11 protein-coding genes and 2 tRNA genes are annotated in these 15,966 nt (G+C 73.4%); 4 read left to right on the top strand and 9 right to left on the bottom strand.

What is annotated here, in order from left to right:
• Nucleotides 1–126: 126 nt before the first annotated feature.
• The gene (htpG, locus tag AB0H12_RS25065) at nucleotides 127–1,947 is read right to left on the bottom strand and encodes a molecular chaperone HtpG (RefSeq protein ID WP_499626001.1); all 1,821 of its coding nucleotides are present in this window, start codon (nucleotides 1,945–1,947) and stop codon (nucleotides 127–129) included.
• A 188-nt stretch (nucleotides 1,948–2,135) separates the two neighbouring features.
• Between htpG and AB0H12_RS25060 the strand changes: the two genes are divergently transcribed.
• From AB0H12_RS25060 to AB0H12_RS25050, 3 genes are read left to right on the top strand one after another with little or no spacing between them, the layout of a single operon-like run.
• A complete protein-coding gene (locus tag AB0H12_RS25060; protein ID WP_499625760.1) occupies nucleotides 2,136–3,803 on the top strand; it encodes an RNA ligase family protein in 1,668 nt (555 codons plus the stop codon).
• Nucleotides 3,803–6,526, top strand: coding sequence for an RNA repair domain-containing protein (locus AB0H12_RS25055; protein WP_499625758.1), 2,724 nt, complete (start codon nucleotides 3,803–3,805; stop codon nucleotides 6,524–6,526). Before AB0H12_RS25060 ends, AB0H12_RS25055 begins: the two co-directional genes overlap by 1 nt.
• A gap of 34 nt (nucleotides 6,527–6,560) precedes the next feature.
• On the top strand, nucleotides 6,561–7,148 hold the full coding sequence (locus AB0H12_RS25050) for a nitroreductase family protein (RefSeq protein ID WP_499625756.1): 588 nt from the start codon (nucleotides 6,561–6,563) through the stop codon (nucleotides 7,146–7,148).
• A gap of 47 nt (nucleotides 7,149–7,195) precedes the next feature.
• On the opposite strand, the gene AB0H12_RS25045 is transcribed toward AB0H12_RS25050, so the two are convergent.
• The 6 genes from AB0H12_RS25045 to AB0H12_RS25020 form a co-directional block, all read right to left on the bottom strand.
• On the bottom strand, nucleotides 7,196–7,627 hold the full coding sequence (locus AB0H12_RS25045; protein WP_499625753.1) for a PPOX class F420-dependent oxidoreductase: 432 nt from the start codon (nucleotides 7,625–7,627) through the stop codon (nucleotides 7,196–7,198).
• 67 nt (nucleotides 7,628–7,694) lie between these two features.
• Nucleotides 7,695–7,767 (bottom strand) — tRNA-Leu (locus AB0H12_RS25040).
• A 1-nt stretch (nucleotide 7,768) separates the two neighbouring features.
• A tRNA-Leu gene (locus AB0H12_RS25035) sits at nucleotides 7,769–7,845 on the bottom strand.
• Between the two features lie 294 nt (nucleotides 7,846–8,139).
• Nucleotides 8,140–9,846, bottom strand: a complete 1,707-nt coding sequence (locus tag AB0H12_RS25030; protein WP_499625751.1) for an ABC transporter permease subunit — start codon at nucleotides 9,844–9,846, stop codon at nucleotides 8,140–8,142.
• The gene (locus AB0H12_RS25025) at nucleotides 9,843–11,315 is read right to left on the bottom strand and encodes an ABC transporter substrate-binding protein (RefSeq protein WP_499625749.1); all 1,473 of its coding nucleotides are present in this window, start codon (nucleotides 11,313–11,315) and stop codon (nucleotides 9,843–9,845) included. The genes AB0H12_RS25030 and AB0H12_RS25025 overlap by 4 nt, the downstream gene beginning before the upstream one ends.
• Nucleotides 11,316–11,440: 125 nt before the next feature.
• Nucleotides 11,441–12,784, bottom strand: coding sequence for a carboxypeptidase regulatory-like domain-containing protein (locus AB0H12_RS25020; protein WP_499625748.1), 1,344 nt, complete (start codon nucleotides 12,782–12,784; stop codon nucleotides 11,441–11,443).
• Nucleotides 12,785–12,864: 80 nt separating this feature from the next.
• On the opposite strand from AB0H12_RS25020, the gene AB0H12_RS25015 reads away from it, so the two are divergent.
• Entirely contained in the window at nucleotides 12,865–13,521 is a 657-nt protein-coding gene (locus AB0H12_RS25015; protein WP_499625746.1) for a pentapeptide repeat-containing protein, read from the top strand.
• Between the two features lie 2 nt (nucleotides 13,522–13,523).
• Here AB0H12_RS25015 and AB0H12_RS25010 read toward each other — a convergent pair whose 3' ends face one another.
• Nucleotides 13,524–15,248 (bottom strand): sensor histidine kinase, encoded by a 1,725-nt coding sequence (locus AB0H12_RS25010; RefSeq protein ID WP_499625744.1) that lies wholly within the window; start codon nucleotides 15,246–15,248, stop codon nucleotides 13,524–13,526.
• A complete protein-coding gene (locus tag AB0H12_RS25005) occupies nucleotides 15,245–15,910 on the bottom strand; it encodes a response regulator (RefSeq protein ID WP_499625742.1) in 666 nt (221 codons plus the stop codon). Before AB0H12_RS25005 ends, AB0H12_RS25010 begins: the two co-directional genes overlap by 4 nt.
• Nucleotides 15,911–15,966 lie beyond the last annotated feature (56 nt).

Here is a 15,966-nt window from a genome sequence, read left to right as displayed (position 1 = left end):
TCGGGCCCAGGTGCGGGTGCCGCGGGTCTGTTGTGTGGCGGTGGTCGAGTGGCCTCGGTGAAGGGGTCGTTTCGTCGGGTGGGCTCCCGGTCGCGGTGACCGGGAGCCCGCACCCGGATCAGGACCTCACAGGGCCCGCTCCAGGTGTGCCGACATCAGCCGGACGAAGCGGGACGGGTCGGGCAGGTCGCCGCCCTCGGCGAGCAGCGCCATGCCGTGGAGCAGCTCGGCCGACTCGGCGAGCGACGCGTCGTCGCCCCCGCGGTCGGCGAAGGCCTTGTGCAGGCCGGCGACCAGGGCGTGGTCGGGGTTGAGCTCGAGGATCCGCTTGACCGGCGGCAGCTCCTGGCCCATCGCCCGGTACATCTTCTCCAGGGTCGGGGTCAGGTCGTGCGCGTCGCCGACGACGCACGCGGCCGACGTGGTCAGGCGCGAGGACAGCCGCACCTCCTTGACCTGGTCGGACAGGGTGGTCGTCAACCACGCCAGGAAGTCGGCGAAGTCCTTCTGCCGCTCCTCCGCCTGCGCCTTCTCCTCGTCGGTCTCCAGGTCGACCTGCCCCTTGGCGATCGACTGGAACGTCTTGTCCTTGTACCCCGGCACGGCGTCGACCCACATCTCGTCGATCGGGTCGGTGAGGATCAGCACCTCGAAGCCCTTGGCCCGCAGCGCTTCCAGGTGCGGCGAGTTCTCCACCGTGGCCCGCGAGTCACCCGTCATGTAGTAGACGTGCCGCTGGTCGTCCTTCATCCGCTCGACGTACTGCGCGAGCGTGGTCGGCTTCTCCGGGTCGGCGGTGGAGGCGAACGAGGCGATGTCGAGGATGGCGTCGCGGTTGTCGGGGTCGGCGAGCAGGCCCTCCTTGACCGCGCCGCCGAACTCGCGCCAGAACGTCTCGTACGACTCGGGCTTGTCGGCCATCATCGTCTTGACGGTCGAGAGCACCTTCTTCACCAGCCGGCGGCGCACCTGCTGGATCTGGCGGTCGTGCTGGAGCAGTTCGCGCGACACGTTGAGCGACAGGTCCTGGGCGTCCACCACGCCCTTGACGAACCGGAGGTACTCCGGCATCAGCTCTTCGCAGTCGTCCATGATGAAGACGCGCTTGACGTAGAGCTGCACGCCCCGCTTGCGCTCGCGCATGAACAGGTCCAGCGGCGCCTGGGACGGGATGAACAGCAGGGCCTGGTACTCGAACACGCCCTCGCCGTGCATCCGGATGGTCTCGAGCGGCTTGTTCCAGTCGTGGCTGACGTGCCGGTAGAACTCGGCGTACTCGTCCTCGGTGACCTCGGAGGCGGGCCGCGCCCACAGCGCCTTGCGCGAGTTGATCGTGGTCGGCTCGGCGCCGTCCTCCTTCGCCATCCTGATCGGCCAGGTGATGAAGTCGGCGTACTTCTTGACGATCTCGGTGATCTTCGCGGTCGACGTGTAGTCGGCGAGGTGGTCCTCGGGGTCGGCCGGCTTGAGGTGGAGGGTGACGGAGGTGCCCTGCGGCGCGTCGTCGACGTCCTCGACCGTGTAGGTGCCCTCGCCCGTGGACTCCCACCGGACGCCCTCCGCGCGCGGGTGCCTGGTCACCAGCGTGACCTTGTCGGCGACCATGAACGAGGAGTAGAAGCCGATGCCGAACTGGCCGATGAGGTCCTGCGAGGCGGCGGAGTCCTTCGACTCCTTCAGCTTCTGCAGGAACTCGGCCGTGCCGGACTTGGCGATCGTGCCGATGAGCCCGATCACGTCCTCGCGCGTCATCCCGATGCCGTTGTCCCGGATCGTGAGCGTGCGCGCCTCCCGGTCCACCTCGATGGCGACGTGGAGGTCCGACGTGTCCGCGACCAGGTCCTTGTCCCGGAACATCTCCAGCCTGAGCTTGTCCAGCGCGTCCGAGGCGTTGGACACCAGCTCGCGCAGGAACGTGTCCTTGTTCGAGTAGACCGAGTGGATCATCAGCCGCAGGAGCTGACGCGCCTCCGACTGGAACTCGAGCGTTTCCACGTTCGTCCTTTCTCTTCGACCTTCGTCGAACCGGCATCGTATCCAGTCGCCCGGGCCGACCGGGACACCACCGAAAACCGGTCGATCACCGGGGTCGGCGATCTCTATCGTTCACCCGGCATCCAGTGGTGGGAGGGGTCATGCGCACGCCGTACCCGCGCACGCCGCACCTGCCGTGGTCGCCCGGCGCGTCGGCGGACGACGTGCGGGTCGCCGACCTGGACGCGCTGCGGGGCCGTGAGGTGGTGGTCACCGAGAAGCTCGACGGCGAGAACACCACCCTGTACGCGGACGGGGTGCACGCGCGGTCGCTCGACTCGGCGCACCACCCGTCCCGGTCGTGGGTCAAGGGACTCCAGGGGCGGATCGGGTCGCGGTTGCCCGGAGGATGGCGGATCTGCGGCGAGAACGTCTACGCACGTCACTCGATCGGGTACGCGGACCTGGAGAGCTGGTTCTACGGGTTCTCCGTGTGGGACGGCGACCGCTGCCTCGACTGGGACCGGACCGCGCGGTTCCTGCGCGACCTCGGCGTGCCCGTGCCGCCGGTGCTGTGGCGCGGGGTGTTCGACGAGCGGGCGTTGCGCCGGCTGCGCGTCGACGCGGCGCGACAGGAGGGGTTCGTCGTGCGGACCGTCGAGGGGTTCGGACGGGCCGAGTTCGGGCGGCGGGTGGCGAAGTGGGTGCGCGCGCACCACGTGCGGACCGACGCGCACTGGATGGCGGCGCCGGTGGTGGCGAACGGGCTCGGGCCCGGGTCCGTGCTGTGGGACGTGCGGTCCGGCGCGCCGTTCGACCTGTCCGTGCTGCTGGAAGCGGTCGGGCTCCAGGGCGACGAGGGTGACGTGGAGCCGACCGGGGCGGTGGCGGCGCAGTTGAGCGGGGAAGCCCGGTTGGCGGGTGTGCTGGCGGTGGTGGCGCGCCGGCTTCGGCGCGGGCGGGTGATGTCGTTGCTGGCGGGTCCGGCAGGGGTCGGAGTGGCGCGGCGCGTCGGTGATCTCGTGGGGCTGCACCGGCTGCTGCACGAGCCGTTCCCGGACGAGGCGCGGCGGGCCGGGTTGCTGCGCTTCTCGACCGCGGTGGACCTCGACGTGCTGCACGCCGTGTCGGCCGCCGTCGCGCCCGACGCGGACGCGCGCGACCACGTGGCCTGGTCCGCCCTGCACGCGGAGGACGTCGGGTCGTTCGACCGGCTGCGGTCGGGGTTGCGCGAGCGCTTGGGGCCGGCGGCCGACCGGTGCTGGGCCGAGGCGCGGGACGCGGGCATCCGGGCCGGACGGGTGCCGGACGTGGAGGAGGCCCTCGCCGCGACGTGGCGGTGGCGTGCCGGCGGGTTCGGGTCGTTGGTGCACCTGGTGGGGTTGTCGGGCAGCGGCAAGTCGACGTTCGCGGCCGGGCTGCCGGCCGACGTCCGGGTGTCCTTGGACGACCTGCGCGAGGAGGCGGGTGATCGGGCCGACCAGCGGGCCAACGCCCGGGTGCTGCGGGCTGGGCTCGACCGGCTCGACGCGGCGCTGCGCGCGCACCGGACCGCGGTGTGGGACGCGACTTCGCTGGTCGGGCAGCAACGGGCGTTGGTGCGCGCGGTCGCGCGGCGGCACGATGCGATGGTGACGCACGCGGTGGTGCTGGTCGACGAACGGGAGGTCGCCCGGCGCAACGGGTCGCGGGCGCACACCGTGCCGCCCGCCGTGCTCGAGGCGCAGGCCCGCCGGTTCAGCCCGCCCTACCCGTGGCAGGCCCACCGCACCTGGTACGTCGGCGCGGGCGGTTCCGCGGACTCCGCGGACGATTCCGGGGAGTCGTGATGCGCACGAGCGAGCAGGTCTACCACCAGGTCCGCTGGGATCCGCGCTTCGACCCGGCGAGGTTCGTGCTCGGCGTGCAGCAGCGCGGGGCGCGGCCCAAGCGGGTCGCGCTGCCCGCGTTCACGCCGGGCGGTGAGGTGCCGTGGCACCGGGTGCTGTTCGTGGAGGCGGACGGCGAGGTGGTGTGGGACCGGGCCACCGGGCTCGACCGGGTCGGCGAGTCGGCGGCGGGCCGGGTGCGCGCGCCGCGCCGCCTGCGTGCGCCGGTCTTCACCGCGAGCACCCCGCACTCCTGGGACCCGCTGCACGGCTGGACGCCCGCTCGCGAGGTCGCGTCGCCGGAGGCGGCGCCGTCCACCGCGGTCCTCACCTGGAACGTGCTGTGGGACCGCTACGACAGTGATCGCATCGACACGGCCCGCCGCCGTCCCCTGCTGTTCGGCGAACTGGCGGCGGCCGACGCGGACGTCATCGCGTTGCAGGAGGTCGAGCCCGACCTGCTCGCCGCGCTCATCGCCCAGCCGTGGGTGCGTGCGGGCTACGCGCTCGACGTCGACCCGACCGGACCGGACGTCGACCGCACCGGGCTGGTGGTGCTGAGCCGGCTGCCCGTGCTGGAGGCCGCCCGGTTCCCGCTCGGCGCGCACAAGGCCGTCGCCGCGATCGTGGTGCAGACCGCAGGTGGGCCGCTCGTCGTCGCGGCCACCCACCTGACCAGCGATCACACCGCGAACGGGCCGGCCAAGCGGCGGGCCCAGCTCGGGCGGGTCGCGGAGGCGTTCGCCGGGGTGGAGGGCGACGTGGTGCTGGTCGGCGACTTCAACGACGGTGGCCGGCGGCCGGCCGCCGCGCTCGGGATGCGCGACGCGTGGCTGGAGGCGCGTGACGACGAGCCGCCGACCTTCGACCCGGTGGTGAACCCGCTGGCGGCGGTGTCCTCGCTGTCCGGCCGCCGGTCGCGGCTGGACCGGGTGTTCGTGCGCGGGGGGTTGCGGTGCGCCGGCGCGGAGCTGGTCGGTGATCGACCCGTCGACGGCCGGTTCGCCTCCGACCACTACGGGGTGCTGGCGCGGTTGGCGGCCGTCGTGCCGTCCGCCGGCGCGCTCGACTCGCCGCCGACGCCGCGGACCGCCGTGGTGTGGCTGCCGGGGCCGTGGGAGGAGGTCGAACGGGTGCGGCGGGAGCACGACCGCCGGGCCGACCGGTGGCCACCGCACGTGACGCTGCTGTTCGGGTTCGTGCCGGAGGCCGACTTCGACCGGGCCGTGCCGCTGCTGTCCGAGGCGGTCGCCGAGGTGCCGCCGTTCCCGGTGCTGGTGGACGGCGTGCGGGAGTTCGGGCCGGACGTGGTGTGGCTCGACCCGGCCGCGGCCGGCGCCACGCCGTGGACGGCGCTGCACGACGCGGTGCGGCGGCGGTTCCCCGCTTGCCGGACCAGGGACGACTTCACCCCGCACCTCACCGTCGGCGGATCGCGGCAGGCGGCCGAGGGGGTCGGCGCGAGGTCGGACCGGGTGGACGAGGTGGTGGTGCTGTCGAGGCGGGGCGACGGGCCCATGCTGCCCCGCGCGGCGGTCGCGCTGGGCACCGGCGAGGTGCGGTGGTTCGAGGAGCCGGCCACCGCGCCGGGACCGTCGCTGGACGCGGTGGCCGACCGGGTCACGCGCGTTCTGTCGGCCGCGCTGGGCACCCGGACGTTCGACGACGCCCCGAAGCCGTCGCCGGCCGCAGACACCCGGTCGGACGTCGGCACCAGGTCGGTCGCGCCGGACGTGGTGCACGTCGTCGGCTCGCGGCGGATGGGGTGCGGGTTGCCCGATGCCGACCTCGACCTCGTCGCGGAGGTGGCGGATCCGACGACCGTGGCCGAGCGGGTCGCCGCCGCGCTGCCCGGGGTGGCCGTCCGGCCGGTGGTCGGCGCCCGGTCGCCCGGATTCCGCCTGGTCGTGGACGGGCTCGGGGTGGACCTCGCGGTGGCCGCGGGCGACGGGGTCGCGTTGAGCGCGGTCGGTGACGCGGAGGCGGTGTCGGCGGCGGTCGGTGGGCGGGGCGAGGACTTCGCGCGGCTGGCACGGGTGGTCAAGGCGTGGGCACGGGCGCGCGGCCTGGATTCGGCGCCGTTCGGTGGCGTGCCGGGGCTGGGGTGGTCGGTGCTCGCGGCGCGGACCGTGCGCGAGTGGGACGGGCCGGACCTGCTCGCCGGGTTCTTCGCGACCTGGGCGGCGTGGGACTGGCGTGACCCGATCGGTGTGGTGGCGTCGCCCGAGCGCACCGGCGCGCCGGTGACGATCATGACGCCGACCGCACCTGTGCGTTCCTGCACGGAACAGGTCGGCCCGGGGTTCCGGGACCTGCTGACGGCCGAGCTGTACCGGGCGTGGGAGGTCGTGGAAGCCGGTGCCCCCGGGCTGTCCGCGCCGCCCGACGCGCACCGCGCGCACGCCGCGTGGGCACTGGTCACCGTCCCGCACGAGCTGGTCGGCCCGGTGCGCGGCCGGATGCGGGCGTTGCTCACGGCGTTGGAGGTGGCCGGGACGCCGGACGCGCACGCCTGGCCGCGACCGGTCGAACGGAGGCCGGACGCGGTCCGGTACGCGATCGGGTTGGGCCGGCGCCCGGTGTCTCCCGCCGGGCTGGCCGATGTGGTTGCCTCGTGGCGGAGCGGGCTGCGCGGTGTCGAGGTCGTCCGGGTGGGCAACGGTGACGTGCCGACCCTGCGCTGAGCCGGGGTTCGGCCGAGGAGGAGGCGGGGTTCTCGTGGAGTTCCAGGACGTGGTCCGGCGCAGGCGGATGGTGCGGGAGTTCACCGACGAGCCGGTGTCGGACGAGAGCGTGCGGCGGATCATGCGCAACGCGCTGCGCGGTCCGTCGGCCGGGTACTCGCAGGGTCAGGCGTTCCTCGTGCTGCGCGGCGAGGAGACGGCGGCGTTCCACGGGTCGGTCCGCCGGCTGTGGACCCGGGACACGGCCAAGACCGCGCCGGTGGTCGTGGTCGCGTTCGCGGTGAAGGACGCCTACCTGGACCGGTACGCCGAGCCGGACAAGGGGTGGACCGACCGGAGCGAGGACCACTGGCCGGTGCCGTTCTGGTACATCGACACCGGGATGGCCGTGCTGCTGATCCTGCAGACCGCAGTCGACGAAGGGCTCGGCGCGGTGTACTTCGGCATCGCCGAGGACGACTTCGACCGGCTGCGCGCGGAGTTCGGCGTGCCCGCGAGCCACGTGCCGATCGGCGCGATCGCGATCGGGCACGCCGCGGAGCAGGGCGTCTCGGAGGGCGCGTCACCGTGGACGCGCCGACGTCAGCCGTTCGAGGAGGCCGTGCGCTTCGGGCGGTGGTAGCCGGCCGCGCTGCCCGTGCCGCGGGTGCCGCACGGGCAGCGCGCGCATCAGTCGGACTTCGTCCCGTACACCCGGTCGACCGTGATCGTCACGAGCACCCGCCGGTCGGACACCATGACCGCCCGGTACTCGTCCCAGTCGGGGTGCTCGCCCGCGGCGCGGCGGTAGTAGTCCACCAGCTCCTCGACCTCCGGACCGTGCGGGTCCGTGCTCGGCCCGGTGATCGTGGCCGTGCCCTCGACCGTGGCCCACTTCCAGCCGTCCTGGCTGGTGACCTCCAGCGCGACCCGCGGGTCGCGGCGCAGGTTCGCGACCTTGGCGGTCCCTGCCGTGGTCGACACCCGGATGACGCCCGCTTCCTGGTCGTAGGAGGGCATGATCGGGGAGAGCTGGGGACGGCCGTCGGCCTTGATCGTCGCGAGCACGCCGATCTTGCTCTGGGCGAGCAGCGCGTGCGGGTCGAATCCTGTCTCGGTCATGCACGCACCAACCTCCTGCCGACCGCCGCGTATTCCACGTGCCGACGCACGTTCAGGAGAACATCCGTGCCCCCACCAGGATTCGAACCTGGACTGGTCGCGTTCTGAGCGCGATGCCTCTTCCGTTGGGCTACAGGGGCGTGGTGCGGTTCCGGGGATTCGAACCCCGACTGGACTGGCCCTCAACCAGACGCCTCTACCACTTGGGCTAGAACCGCGAGCGGATCCGCTCCGCGAAACGACGAAGCCGCCCGGATCGGTCTCCCGATGGGCGGCTCCCGCAGGCCTGACGCGGTCACGTCACGGCGGGGAGTCCGCACAGCTCAGCAGGAGGAGGAGCTCGTGCTGCCGCATGTGCGCCATGACTTCCCGCCTTCCGCTGTGGGTGTGAGATCAGCTTGCCCTGACCCACCGGGCAGCGCAACGGGTTTATCGCGGAGCGCACCTGACCGTCCACTCAGGACACCTCCGTCGTCGGCAACCTGAGGTGGTGCCACGCCGAGGAGGCGGCATCACCGCTTCCTCGGCAAGGTCGAGAGCGAGACCGCCGACGTGGACAGGAGCAGCAGCATCACCGTCGGGGCGAGGGCCGCCCACGGCGCGCGCTCCAGGTACGGCAGCGACTCGGCCAGCATCAGACCCCACTCCGGCGTCGGCGGCGGCGCGCCGAGCCCGAGGAAGCCCAACGACGCCAAGGCCAGGGCGATACCCGGCAGGCGCAGCACGGCGTGCCGTGCGACCGGGCCCGCCACCGCGGGCAGGACGTGCCGGGTCAGGATCCAGGACGGTCCCGCGCCGAGCGCACGCAACGCGGTGACGTGCGTGGCCGCGCGGTTCTCCCGGACCAGGGCCGCCGCGTGGGCGGCCAGCGGTGGCCACGACACCAGGCCGACCGCGATGGTCGCGCCGACCGTGCCCGGGCCGACGGTCGCCGCGACCAGGATGCCCGCGATCACGGGCGGCACGGCGTTGGCGGTCTCGGCCGCGCCCTCGGCCAAGCCGGGCAGGAAGCCGACGACCACCGCCACCGCGAACGAGCACAGGCACACCAGCACCGTGACGCCGAGCGTGGCCGCCGCGCCGTGCCCCACCCTGGCCAGCACGTCACGGCCCAGCGCGTCCGCGCCGAACGGGTGCGCCCACCCCGGCGGCGCGAGCCGGGCCGCCGGGTCCACCCGCAGCGGCTCACCCACCAGTCCCCAGCAGACGACGACCGCCGGCACCACCGCGGCGACCACGACGACCACGCGGTGCAGCCGACCGACCGGGACCGCCACGGGCGGCGGAGCGGACAGCGCCGCGTCGCGCAACGCCTGCCCGAGCATCCGCCGCCGGACACCGGCCACGAGCGCGCCGCCCACCGACCCGAGCAGCACGAGCGCGAGCACGGACCCCTGCAGCAGCGGCAGGTCCTGCGCCTCGGCGGCGCCCAGCGCGGTCCGGCCCAGGCCCGGCACGGCGAACACCACCTCCACCGCGACCGCTCCCCCGGTCAACCCCACGGCGACCAGCCCGAACTGCGGCAGCACGGCGGGCAGCGCACGACGTGCCGCGGCCCGTCCGATCGCACCCGGCGAACACCCCCACGACCGCCACAGCACGACCCAGCGCTCCTCGAACACGGCGGGCAACGCGTCGTCCACCAGCCGACCCAGGATGCCGCCCGCCGGGAGACCCAACGCCAACGCGGGCAGCACCAGGTGTTGCGGCCCCTGCCAGCCGTAGGGCGGGAACCAACCGAGCCACACCGACAGCACCACCAGCAGCACCGTGGCCACCAGGAACTCCGGCAACGCGGCGAGCACCGCGGCCGAAGCCCCGGTGCGCGCACGTGCCGTCCCGCGGGCGCCGCGCACGATCGTCGACGCCGACAGCGCGGCGGCCGGCGCCAACGCCACGACCAGCGCCGCGCCCATCAACGCCAGCGAGACGCCCAGCGCCGACAGCACGGCGGGCAGCACCTCGTCGCCGCCGACCCACGACCGGCCGAGGTCGCCGCGCAGCACGCCGACGAGCCAGTCGCCGAACAACGCCACCGGACCGGCGTCCAGGCCCAGCTCGCGGCGCACCGCGTCCAGCGCCTCCGCCGTCGGCTCCTGCTCGGCGGAACGGGCGCGCAGCACCGACAGCGCCGGGTCGCGCCCGGACAGCCACGGCAGCAACCCGATCACCGCGACGACCGCGGCGAGCCCGCCGACGCGGGCGACCAGCGCGGTCACCGCAGCCGGGTCGCCGACGTGATCAGCGTTCGCTCGCGCGGGTCCTTGACCGAGTCGACCACCGACATCGCGTCGCCCTGGATCACGCGCTCGTGCAGCATCGGGATCGCCGCGTCGGTCCGCAGCACCGCCGCCTCGGCCGCCAGGATCGCGGCTCGCCGCTGGTCGCCCGCCTCGGTGGCGGCGGCGGTCCGCACCGCCGCGTCCACGTCGGCGTCGCACAGCTGGGCGATGTTGAACGAGCCCGCGCAGGTGAAGTCCGACTGCACGTACGCGACGGGGTCGCCCGAGTCCAGCACGGTCGCCCGGGACAGGATGAACGCGTCGAACTTCCCCGCCAGCGCGTCCTCCTCGATGTGCGCGTACTCGCGCACCACCTGCGTCACGGTGAACCCCGCCTCCTGCAACTGCTGCTGCAGCACGGAGGCGACCTCGGGTAGCTCGGCGCGGTCGGAGAAGGTGGCCAGGGTGATCGCGACCCCCTTCGGGTCGGCGGCCTTCGTGCGCTCGGCGAGCGGGGCGCGTCCGGCGGCGGCCCACGGCAGCGCGGGTCCCAGCAGCCCTTCGGCCACGTCGGCCCGGCTCTCGTAGACGCCCCGGACGATCTCGGCCGCGTCGATCGCCTCCCGCGCGGCGGCGCGCAAGCCCCTGTCCTGGAACGGTCCCGTCTTCGTGTTCAGGTACAGGGTGTTGGTGCGCGGCATCGGCACCTCGGTGATCGTCGCCTGGTCGAGCAAAGCCGCCTGCGAGACCGGCACGGCCTCGGCGATGTGCGCCTCACCGCTGCGGATCGCGGCGGCACGGGCGGTGCCGTCGGGGACGAACGACACGTCGATGCCCTCGGCGGCGGCCTTCGGGCCCCAGTAGCCGTCGTAGCGGTCGAGCGTGGCGGTCGTCGTGCCGTTCACCGCGACCAGCCGGAACGGTCCGGTGCCCGTGCCGACCGGGTCGACCTTGCCGTTCGCGCGGTACGCGCTCTCCGCGAGGATCGCCAACTGGGGTGACGAGAGCCGTTGGGGCACCAGGGGATCAGGTGTGCCGGTCGTGACGGTGACGGTGTCCCCCGCCGGCTCGGCGGTCAGCTCGACGCCGTCGAGGATGCGCGGTTTGGGCGAGGCGGTGGTGGCGCGGGTGAGGGTGTTGGCGACGGCCGCGGCGGTCAGCGCGGTGCCGTCGTGGAAGGTGACGCCGGGGCGGACGGTGAATTCCCAGGCGTGCTCGGAGACCCGCCGCCACCCGGTGGCCAGGCCGGGCCCCGCGTCGCCGTCCGCGTCGAGGGTGACCAGCGTTTCCGCGGTGGACCACCGCGAGAGCTTGAACGCGTCGTCGCTGAACGGGGTCAGGCCCGAACGCGGCGGTTGCAGCATGGCGAGCTTGATCCGCCCGCCGGTCGGTTCCGCGCCAGGGGCGAAGCAGCCGGTCAGCAGCAGGGCACACGCCACGAGGGCGGTGGAGGAGCGGTGGCGCACGGGTCGTCCCAGCGTTCGGCGACAGAACGCCGTGAACCTAACAAGATGATTATCGTTCCCAATAGAGGATGTGGGCACCGCCACGTGAGGCGGGCGTCGCGGGCCCGCCTCACGTGGTCGCGCGGTCAGGCGCGGTTCCTCCGGGCGCGCGTGACCAGGCCAAGGCCGGCGAGGAGCGTCAGCAGACCGCCCAGCGCGAGCCAGGCGACGTCCGCCCCCGTCGCCGCGAGCGTCGGCTGTCGACCCGGCCCGGCGCCCGGCGGTGCGGGCTCGGACGGGTCGCCGGGCGGTGGCGCGGGATCGGGATCGGGCTGGTCCGGTCCCGTGGTGACGTAGACGAAGCCGACGTCCTGGTACGGACCGACCCGGACGTGGAAGTCCTGGAACTGCCGGTTGCCGAGGGCCGCGTACGGTCCGACGACGCCGAAGTCGTGCACGCCCGCCGGCACGTCGCGGAACTCGAAGCGGCCCAGGGCATCGGTGATCGCGCGGGCGAGCACCGCGCCGGTGACCTGGTCCTTCAAGTACACCTTCACGTTCGGCAGCGGCGGGCCGGGCCGGGGACTGAACGTCGGCGGGCGGCTGGAGAACCCCACTTGGCCGACGACCAGGTCCGCCCTGCCGCCGGGCACCCTCGCGATCGCGCGGGCGAAGACGTACCCGTTGGAGTGCGGTGGGGAGCCGAAGGTGCAGTCGACCACCAGCGCGCCCCTGGCCACGGCCTCGGCGTTGATCGTGACCGGCGCGCTGGTGGTCCAGGTGGAGTTCGCGGGCACGGTGACGCCGGCTCCCACCAGGTCCTCGAAGACGGGCGTCCCGCCGGGCGAATCGCACGCCGCCGTGATCCCCGGGAGCGGGGCGGATCCGCTGTTGGTCAGGACCAGCGTCATGCGGGCGGTGTCACCGAGCCGGTAGCTCGGCCGGTCGAAGCTCGCGGCGGCGGTGAGCACCCGGTCCACCAGGTGCGCGCCGCGGATCACCACGTCCGGGTCGTCCACACCGTCCACGTGGACCGGTGGGACCTGGAACGACCAGTCGAAGTTGTGCACCGTCGTCCGGTACTCGCCGTGCGGCAGGTCGTGGAACGTGAAGCGGCCGGTGGAGTCGGTCACCGCGGAGTACGAGGCGTGGGGCACGCCCCCGGTCGCGCTGAGGTGCACGTCGACCAGGGCCTCGCCCGGGTCCAGCGCCACGTCGCCGTTCCGGTCGCCGTAGACGACTCCCGTGTAGTGGCCGCGCTGGACCTTGATCGGGACGGTGGCCGTGGCGGAGTCGGTGGAGGTCGGTTCGGTCGTGACAGGTTCGGTCGGGTCGGTGGTGGTCGGGCCTGTTGTGGTCGGGCCTGTTGTGGTCGGGTCGGTGGCGGCCGGGTCGGTGGCGGGGCCGGCGAACGCGGGGCCGGTCGAGGCCCCGGCGCACACGACGGCCGCCAGCAGCAGCGCGCCCGTGGATCTTCGTAATCGAGACATCGGTTGCTTCCCTCCTGCACATCCCCCTTCACCTATCGCCGGAGCACGGCGTTATTCGACAGCCGACTACCATCCCCCGCATGCCGGAACCCCGCACGCTCGCGGACCTGCCGTTCGCCGCCTACCTGGAAGACCACGACGGCGGGCGGCTGGAGTCGGGTGGCGACTACAACGTCGTCCACATCGCCGACCAGGAGTTCGACGAACTCGCCGCCGGCAACGCGCGGTTCAGCGAGTCGGCGCTGTCCACGGTCCGGTTCACCGAGGGATCACTGCGGCGGTCGCGGTTCAACGACGTGTGGCTGCACGGCGTGCAGGTGATCGGCACCGACCTGGCCGAAACCGGGTGGCTCGACGCGGAAGTCGTGAACAGCGCGTTCGCCGGGGTGGCGATGTTCGAGGCCGGGCTGAGCCGCGTCGCGTTCTTCGGCTGCAAGCTCGTCTCGGTCAACCTGCGCGGCGCCAAGCTGCGCGATGTCGCGTTCGTCAACTGCGTCCTACGCGACGTGGACTTCACCGAAGCCGAGCTGACCGACGTCACGTTCCCCGGCTCGACGCTCGAAGACCTCCGGTTCGAGGGCGTGGTGTTGAAGAAGGTCGACCTGCGCGACGCCGCCGAGTTGGGCATCCGCAACGGTTTCGCCTCGCTGCGCGGCGCGACGATCACCTTCACCCAGGCGATCGACCTCGCGCCCGCGTTCGCCCACACGCTCGGGATCACCGTCAAGGACAGCTGACCTCAGGGCGCGGGCAGGGTGATCCGGAACGTCGCGCCCGAGCCGGGTTCGCCGGCGGCCGTCACCGTGCCGCCGTGCGCCTCGACCAGGTGCCGGGTGATGGCCAGGCCGAGGCCGCTGCCGCCGGTGCTGCGGCTGCGCGACTTGTCGGCCCGCCAGAACCGGTCGAACACGTGCGGCAGGTCGTCCGGCGCGATGCCGACGCCGGTGTCGGCCACCTCGATCACGACGCCGCGGTCGAGCCGGCCCGTGACCGACACCGCGCCGCCGGCCGGTGTGTAGCGGATCGCGTTGGTGACCAGGTTCTCCACTGCCTGCCGCAACCGCACCGGGTCGGCGACCAGGAACAGCTCCCCCTCGGTCCGCCCGGTGACGGTGACGTCGCCGTTGGCGTGCGCGGCCACCACCTGCTCGATCACGTCGGCCGCGTCGATCGGCTCCGGGTGCAGGCGCAACGTGCCCGCATCGGCCTGCGCGAGGTCGTGCAGGTCGTCCACGAGCCGTTGCAGCACCAGGGATTCCTCCGCCAGCAACGCCACCAGCCGCCGGTCGGTCGCCGCGACGCCGTCCTGGGCCGCCTCCAGCCACCCGGTGACGTTGCTCAACGGCGTCCGCAGCTCGTGCGCGACGTCGCCGACCATCGCCTGGCGCTGCCGCTCGGTGTCGGCGAGCTTGGCCGACATGGCGTTGAACGACCTGGCCAGCTCGCCGATCTCGCCCTTGGCCGCGCTCACGCGCACCTCCCGGTCGCCCGCGCCCATCCGCTGGGTCGCGGCGGTGAGGGCGCGGATCGGCCGGACCAGGTGGTTGGCCGTCAGCCAGGACGCGAGCCCGGCCAGGGCGAGGATGCCGAGCGCCGTCCACGCGATGCGGGTGACGCCCGCCGTGGACAGGTCGACGGTCTCCGGTCGGGCGCCCGTCGGCTCGGTCAGGAACAGCAGGGCGGCGGGCGCGACGTGCGGCGCGAGCTGTTGCCGCCGGGCGGAGGCCAGGCACGCCTCCTCCCCCGGCGGGCTCTCCGCGGTCGGGCGCGACCAGTCGCCGCCGTCCCGCGACAGCCACGGCGTCAAGGCCGCCTTCAGACCCGGCGCTCCGGGACAGTCCTTGACCAGCTCGTACAGTTCGGCGCCCGCCTTCTGCTCCGTCTCCGTGGCCGTGAAGAGCGCGTCGTCCACCGGGCACTCGTCGTACCTGGCGGGCGGCACGGTGCGCTGCCCGCGCAGCACCGGGCGCCCGTTCGGCTGCACCACCACGGTCCGCCCGTCGCACGCGGCGACGGCCTCGGCCCGGACCCGCAGCTCCTCGCTCTCGGCCCGGGTGAGCTTGAACGGCCCGACCGCGCGGGGGTCGATCTCGTCCACCCCGCCCGGCTTGAGCACCGGGTTCACGTTCAGCGGGTCCACCACGACGGTCGGGTTCACCGGCAGCTGCGGCGAGCCCGCGTCACCGGAGTCCGCGATCGGCGTGCGGTCCCACGTGGTCAACGCGATCCGCCGGCCGGTCTCGCGCGCGATCGTGTCCACTGTGGACTGCACATCCGCCCAGGACGGGTGGTCGGCGGCGTACCCGAGAAGCCGGTCGTAGATCGACGCGTCGGTGGCCAGCGCCTCGCCCTGCTCCTGGCGGATGCTGCCGGTGGTGGCCTGGGTGGCGAGCCAGGCGGTGACCGCGATGGACGAGCCGGCGATCACCAGGGACACCGCGAAGATGCGGAAGAGCAGGCTCATACCAGCTTGTAGCCGATCCCGTAGACGGTCAGGAGCCGACGCGGCCGGCGCGGGTCGTGCTCGATCTTGCGGCGCAGCTTGACCACGTGCACGTCCACGGTCCGCTCGGTGGTGAAGCCGTCCTGGAGCAACTGGCCGCGGGTGAACACCCGGTGCGGCTGGGCGGCCAGCGTCGACAGCAACCGGAACTCGGTCGGGGTCAGCACCACCGGCTCACCGGCCAGCGTCACCTCGTGCCGGATCGGGTCGACCACGATGTCGCCGACCTTGAGCACGGCGGCGTTCGTGACGCGGGCACGGCCGGCGCGGCGCAGGATCGTGCGGACGCGGGCGACGAGCTGGCGCGGCCGGAACGGCTTGGTCACGTAGTCGTCCGCGCCGAGGTCGAACCCGAGCAGCACGTCGTCCTCCGCCGACCGGGCGGTGAGCAGCACGATCGGCACGTCGGAGTCGGCGCGCAGCACGCGCACCACGTCCAGCCCGTCCACCGCGGGCATCATCACGTCGAGCACCAGCAGGTCCGGGCCGCGGCGGCGCGCCTCGTCGATCGCGGACCGCCCGTCGTGCACGACCACCACCGAGTGCCCGTCGTGCTCCAGGTAGCGGCGGACGAGTTCGGCCTGGTGGGGGTTGTCCTCGGCGACGAGGATGTGGGCGCACACGACCGCAGTATGCCGACCTTCACCGCCATCGAGCAGGACGGCAACAGGTTCTTCAC

This window comes from Actinosynnema sp. NPDC023794, assembly GCF_040639675.1.
In the GTDB taxonomy this organism is placed as follows: Bacteria; Actinomycetota; Actinomycetes; order Mycobacteriales; family Pseudonocardiaceae; genus Actinosynnema; species Actinosynnema luteola.
The sequence above is the reverse complement of the archived record's forward strand: the minus strand, read 5'-3'. Positions and strand labels throughout refer to the sequence as shown.

What these genes read in the sequence shown, in the direction of transcription:
- htpG (WP_499626001.1), bottom strand. Translation starts at nt 1,947, where the DNA reads ATGATCCACTCGGTCTACTCGAACAAGGACACGTTCCTGCGCGAGCTG.
- AB0H12_RS25060 (WP_499625760.1), top strand. Translation starts at nt 2,136, where the DNA reads ATGCGCACGCCGTACCCGCGCACGCCGCACCTGCCGTGGTCGCCCGGC.
- AB0H12_RS25055 (WP_499625758.1), top strand. Translation starts at nt 3,803, where the DNA reads ATGCGCACGAGCGAGCAGGTCTACCACCAGGTCCGCTGGGATCCGCGC.
- AB0H12_RS25020 (WP_499625748.1), bottom strand. Translation starts at nt 12,784, where the DNA reads ATGTCTCGATTACGAAGATCCACGGGCGCGCTGCTGCTGGCGGCCGTC.
- AB0H12_RS25015 (WP_499625746.1), top strand. Translation starts at nt 12,865, where the DNA reads ATGCCGGAACCCCGCACGCTCGCGGACCTGCCGTTCGCCGCCTACCTG.
- AB0H12_RS25010 (WP_499625744.1), bottom strand. Translation starts at nt 15,248, where the DNA reads ATGAGCCTGCTCTTCCGCATCTTCGCGGTGTCCCTGGTGATCGCCGGC.
- AB0H12_RS25045 (WP_499625753.1), bottom strand. Translation starts at nt 7,627, where the DNA reads ATGACCGAGACAGGATTCGACCCGCACGCGCTGCTCGCCCAGAGCAAG.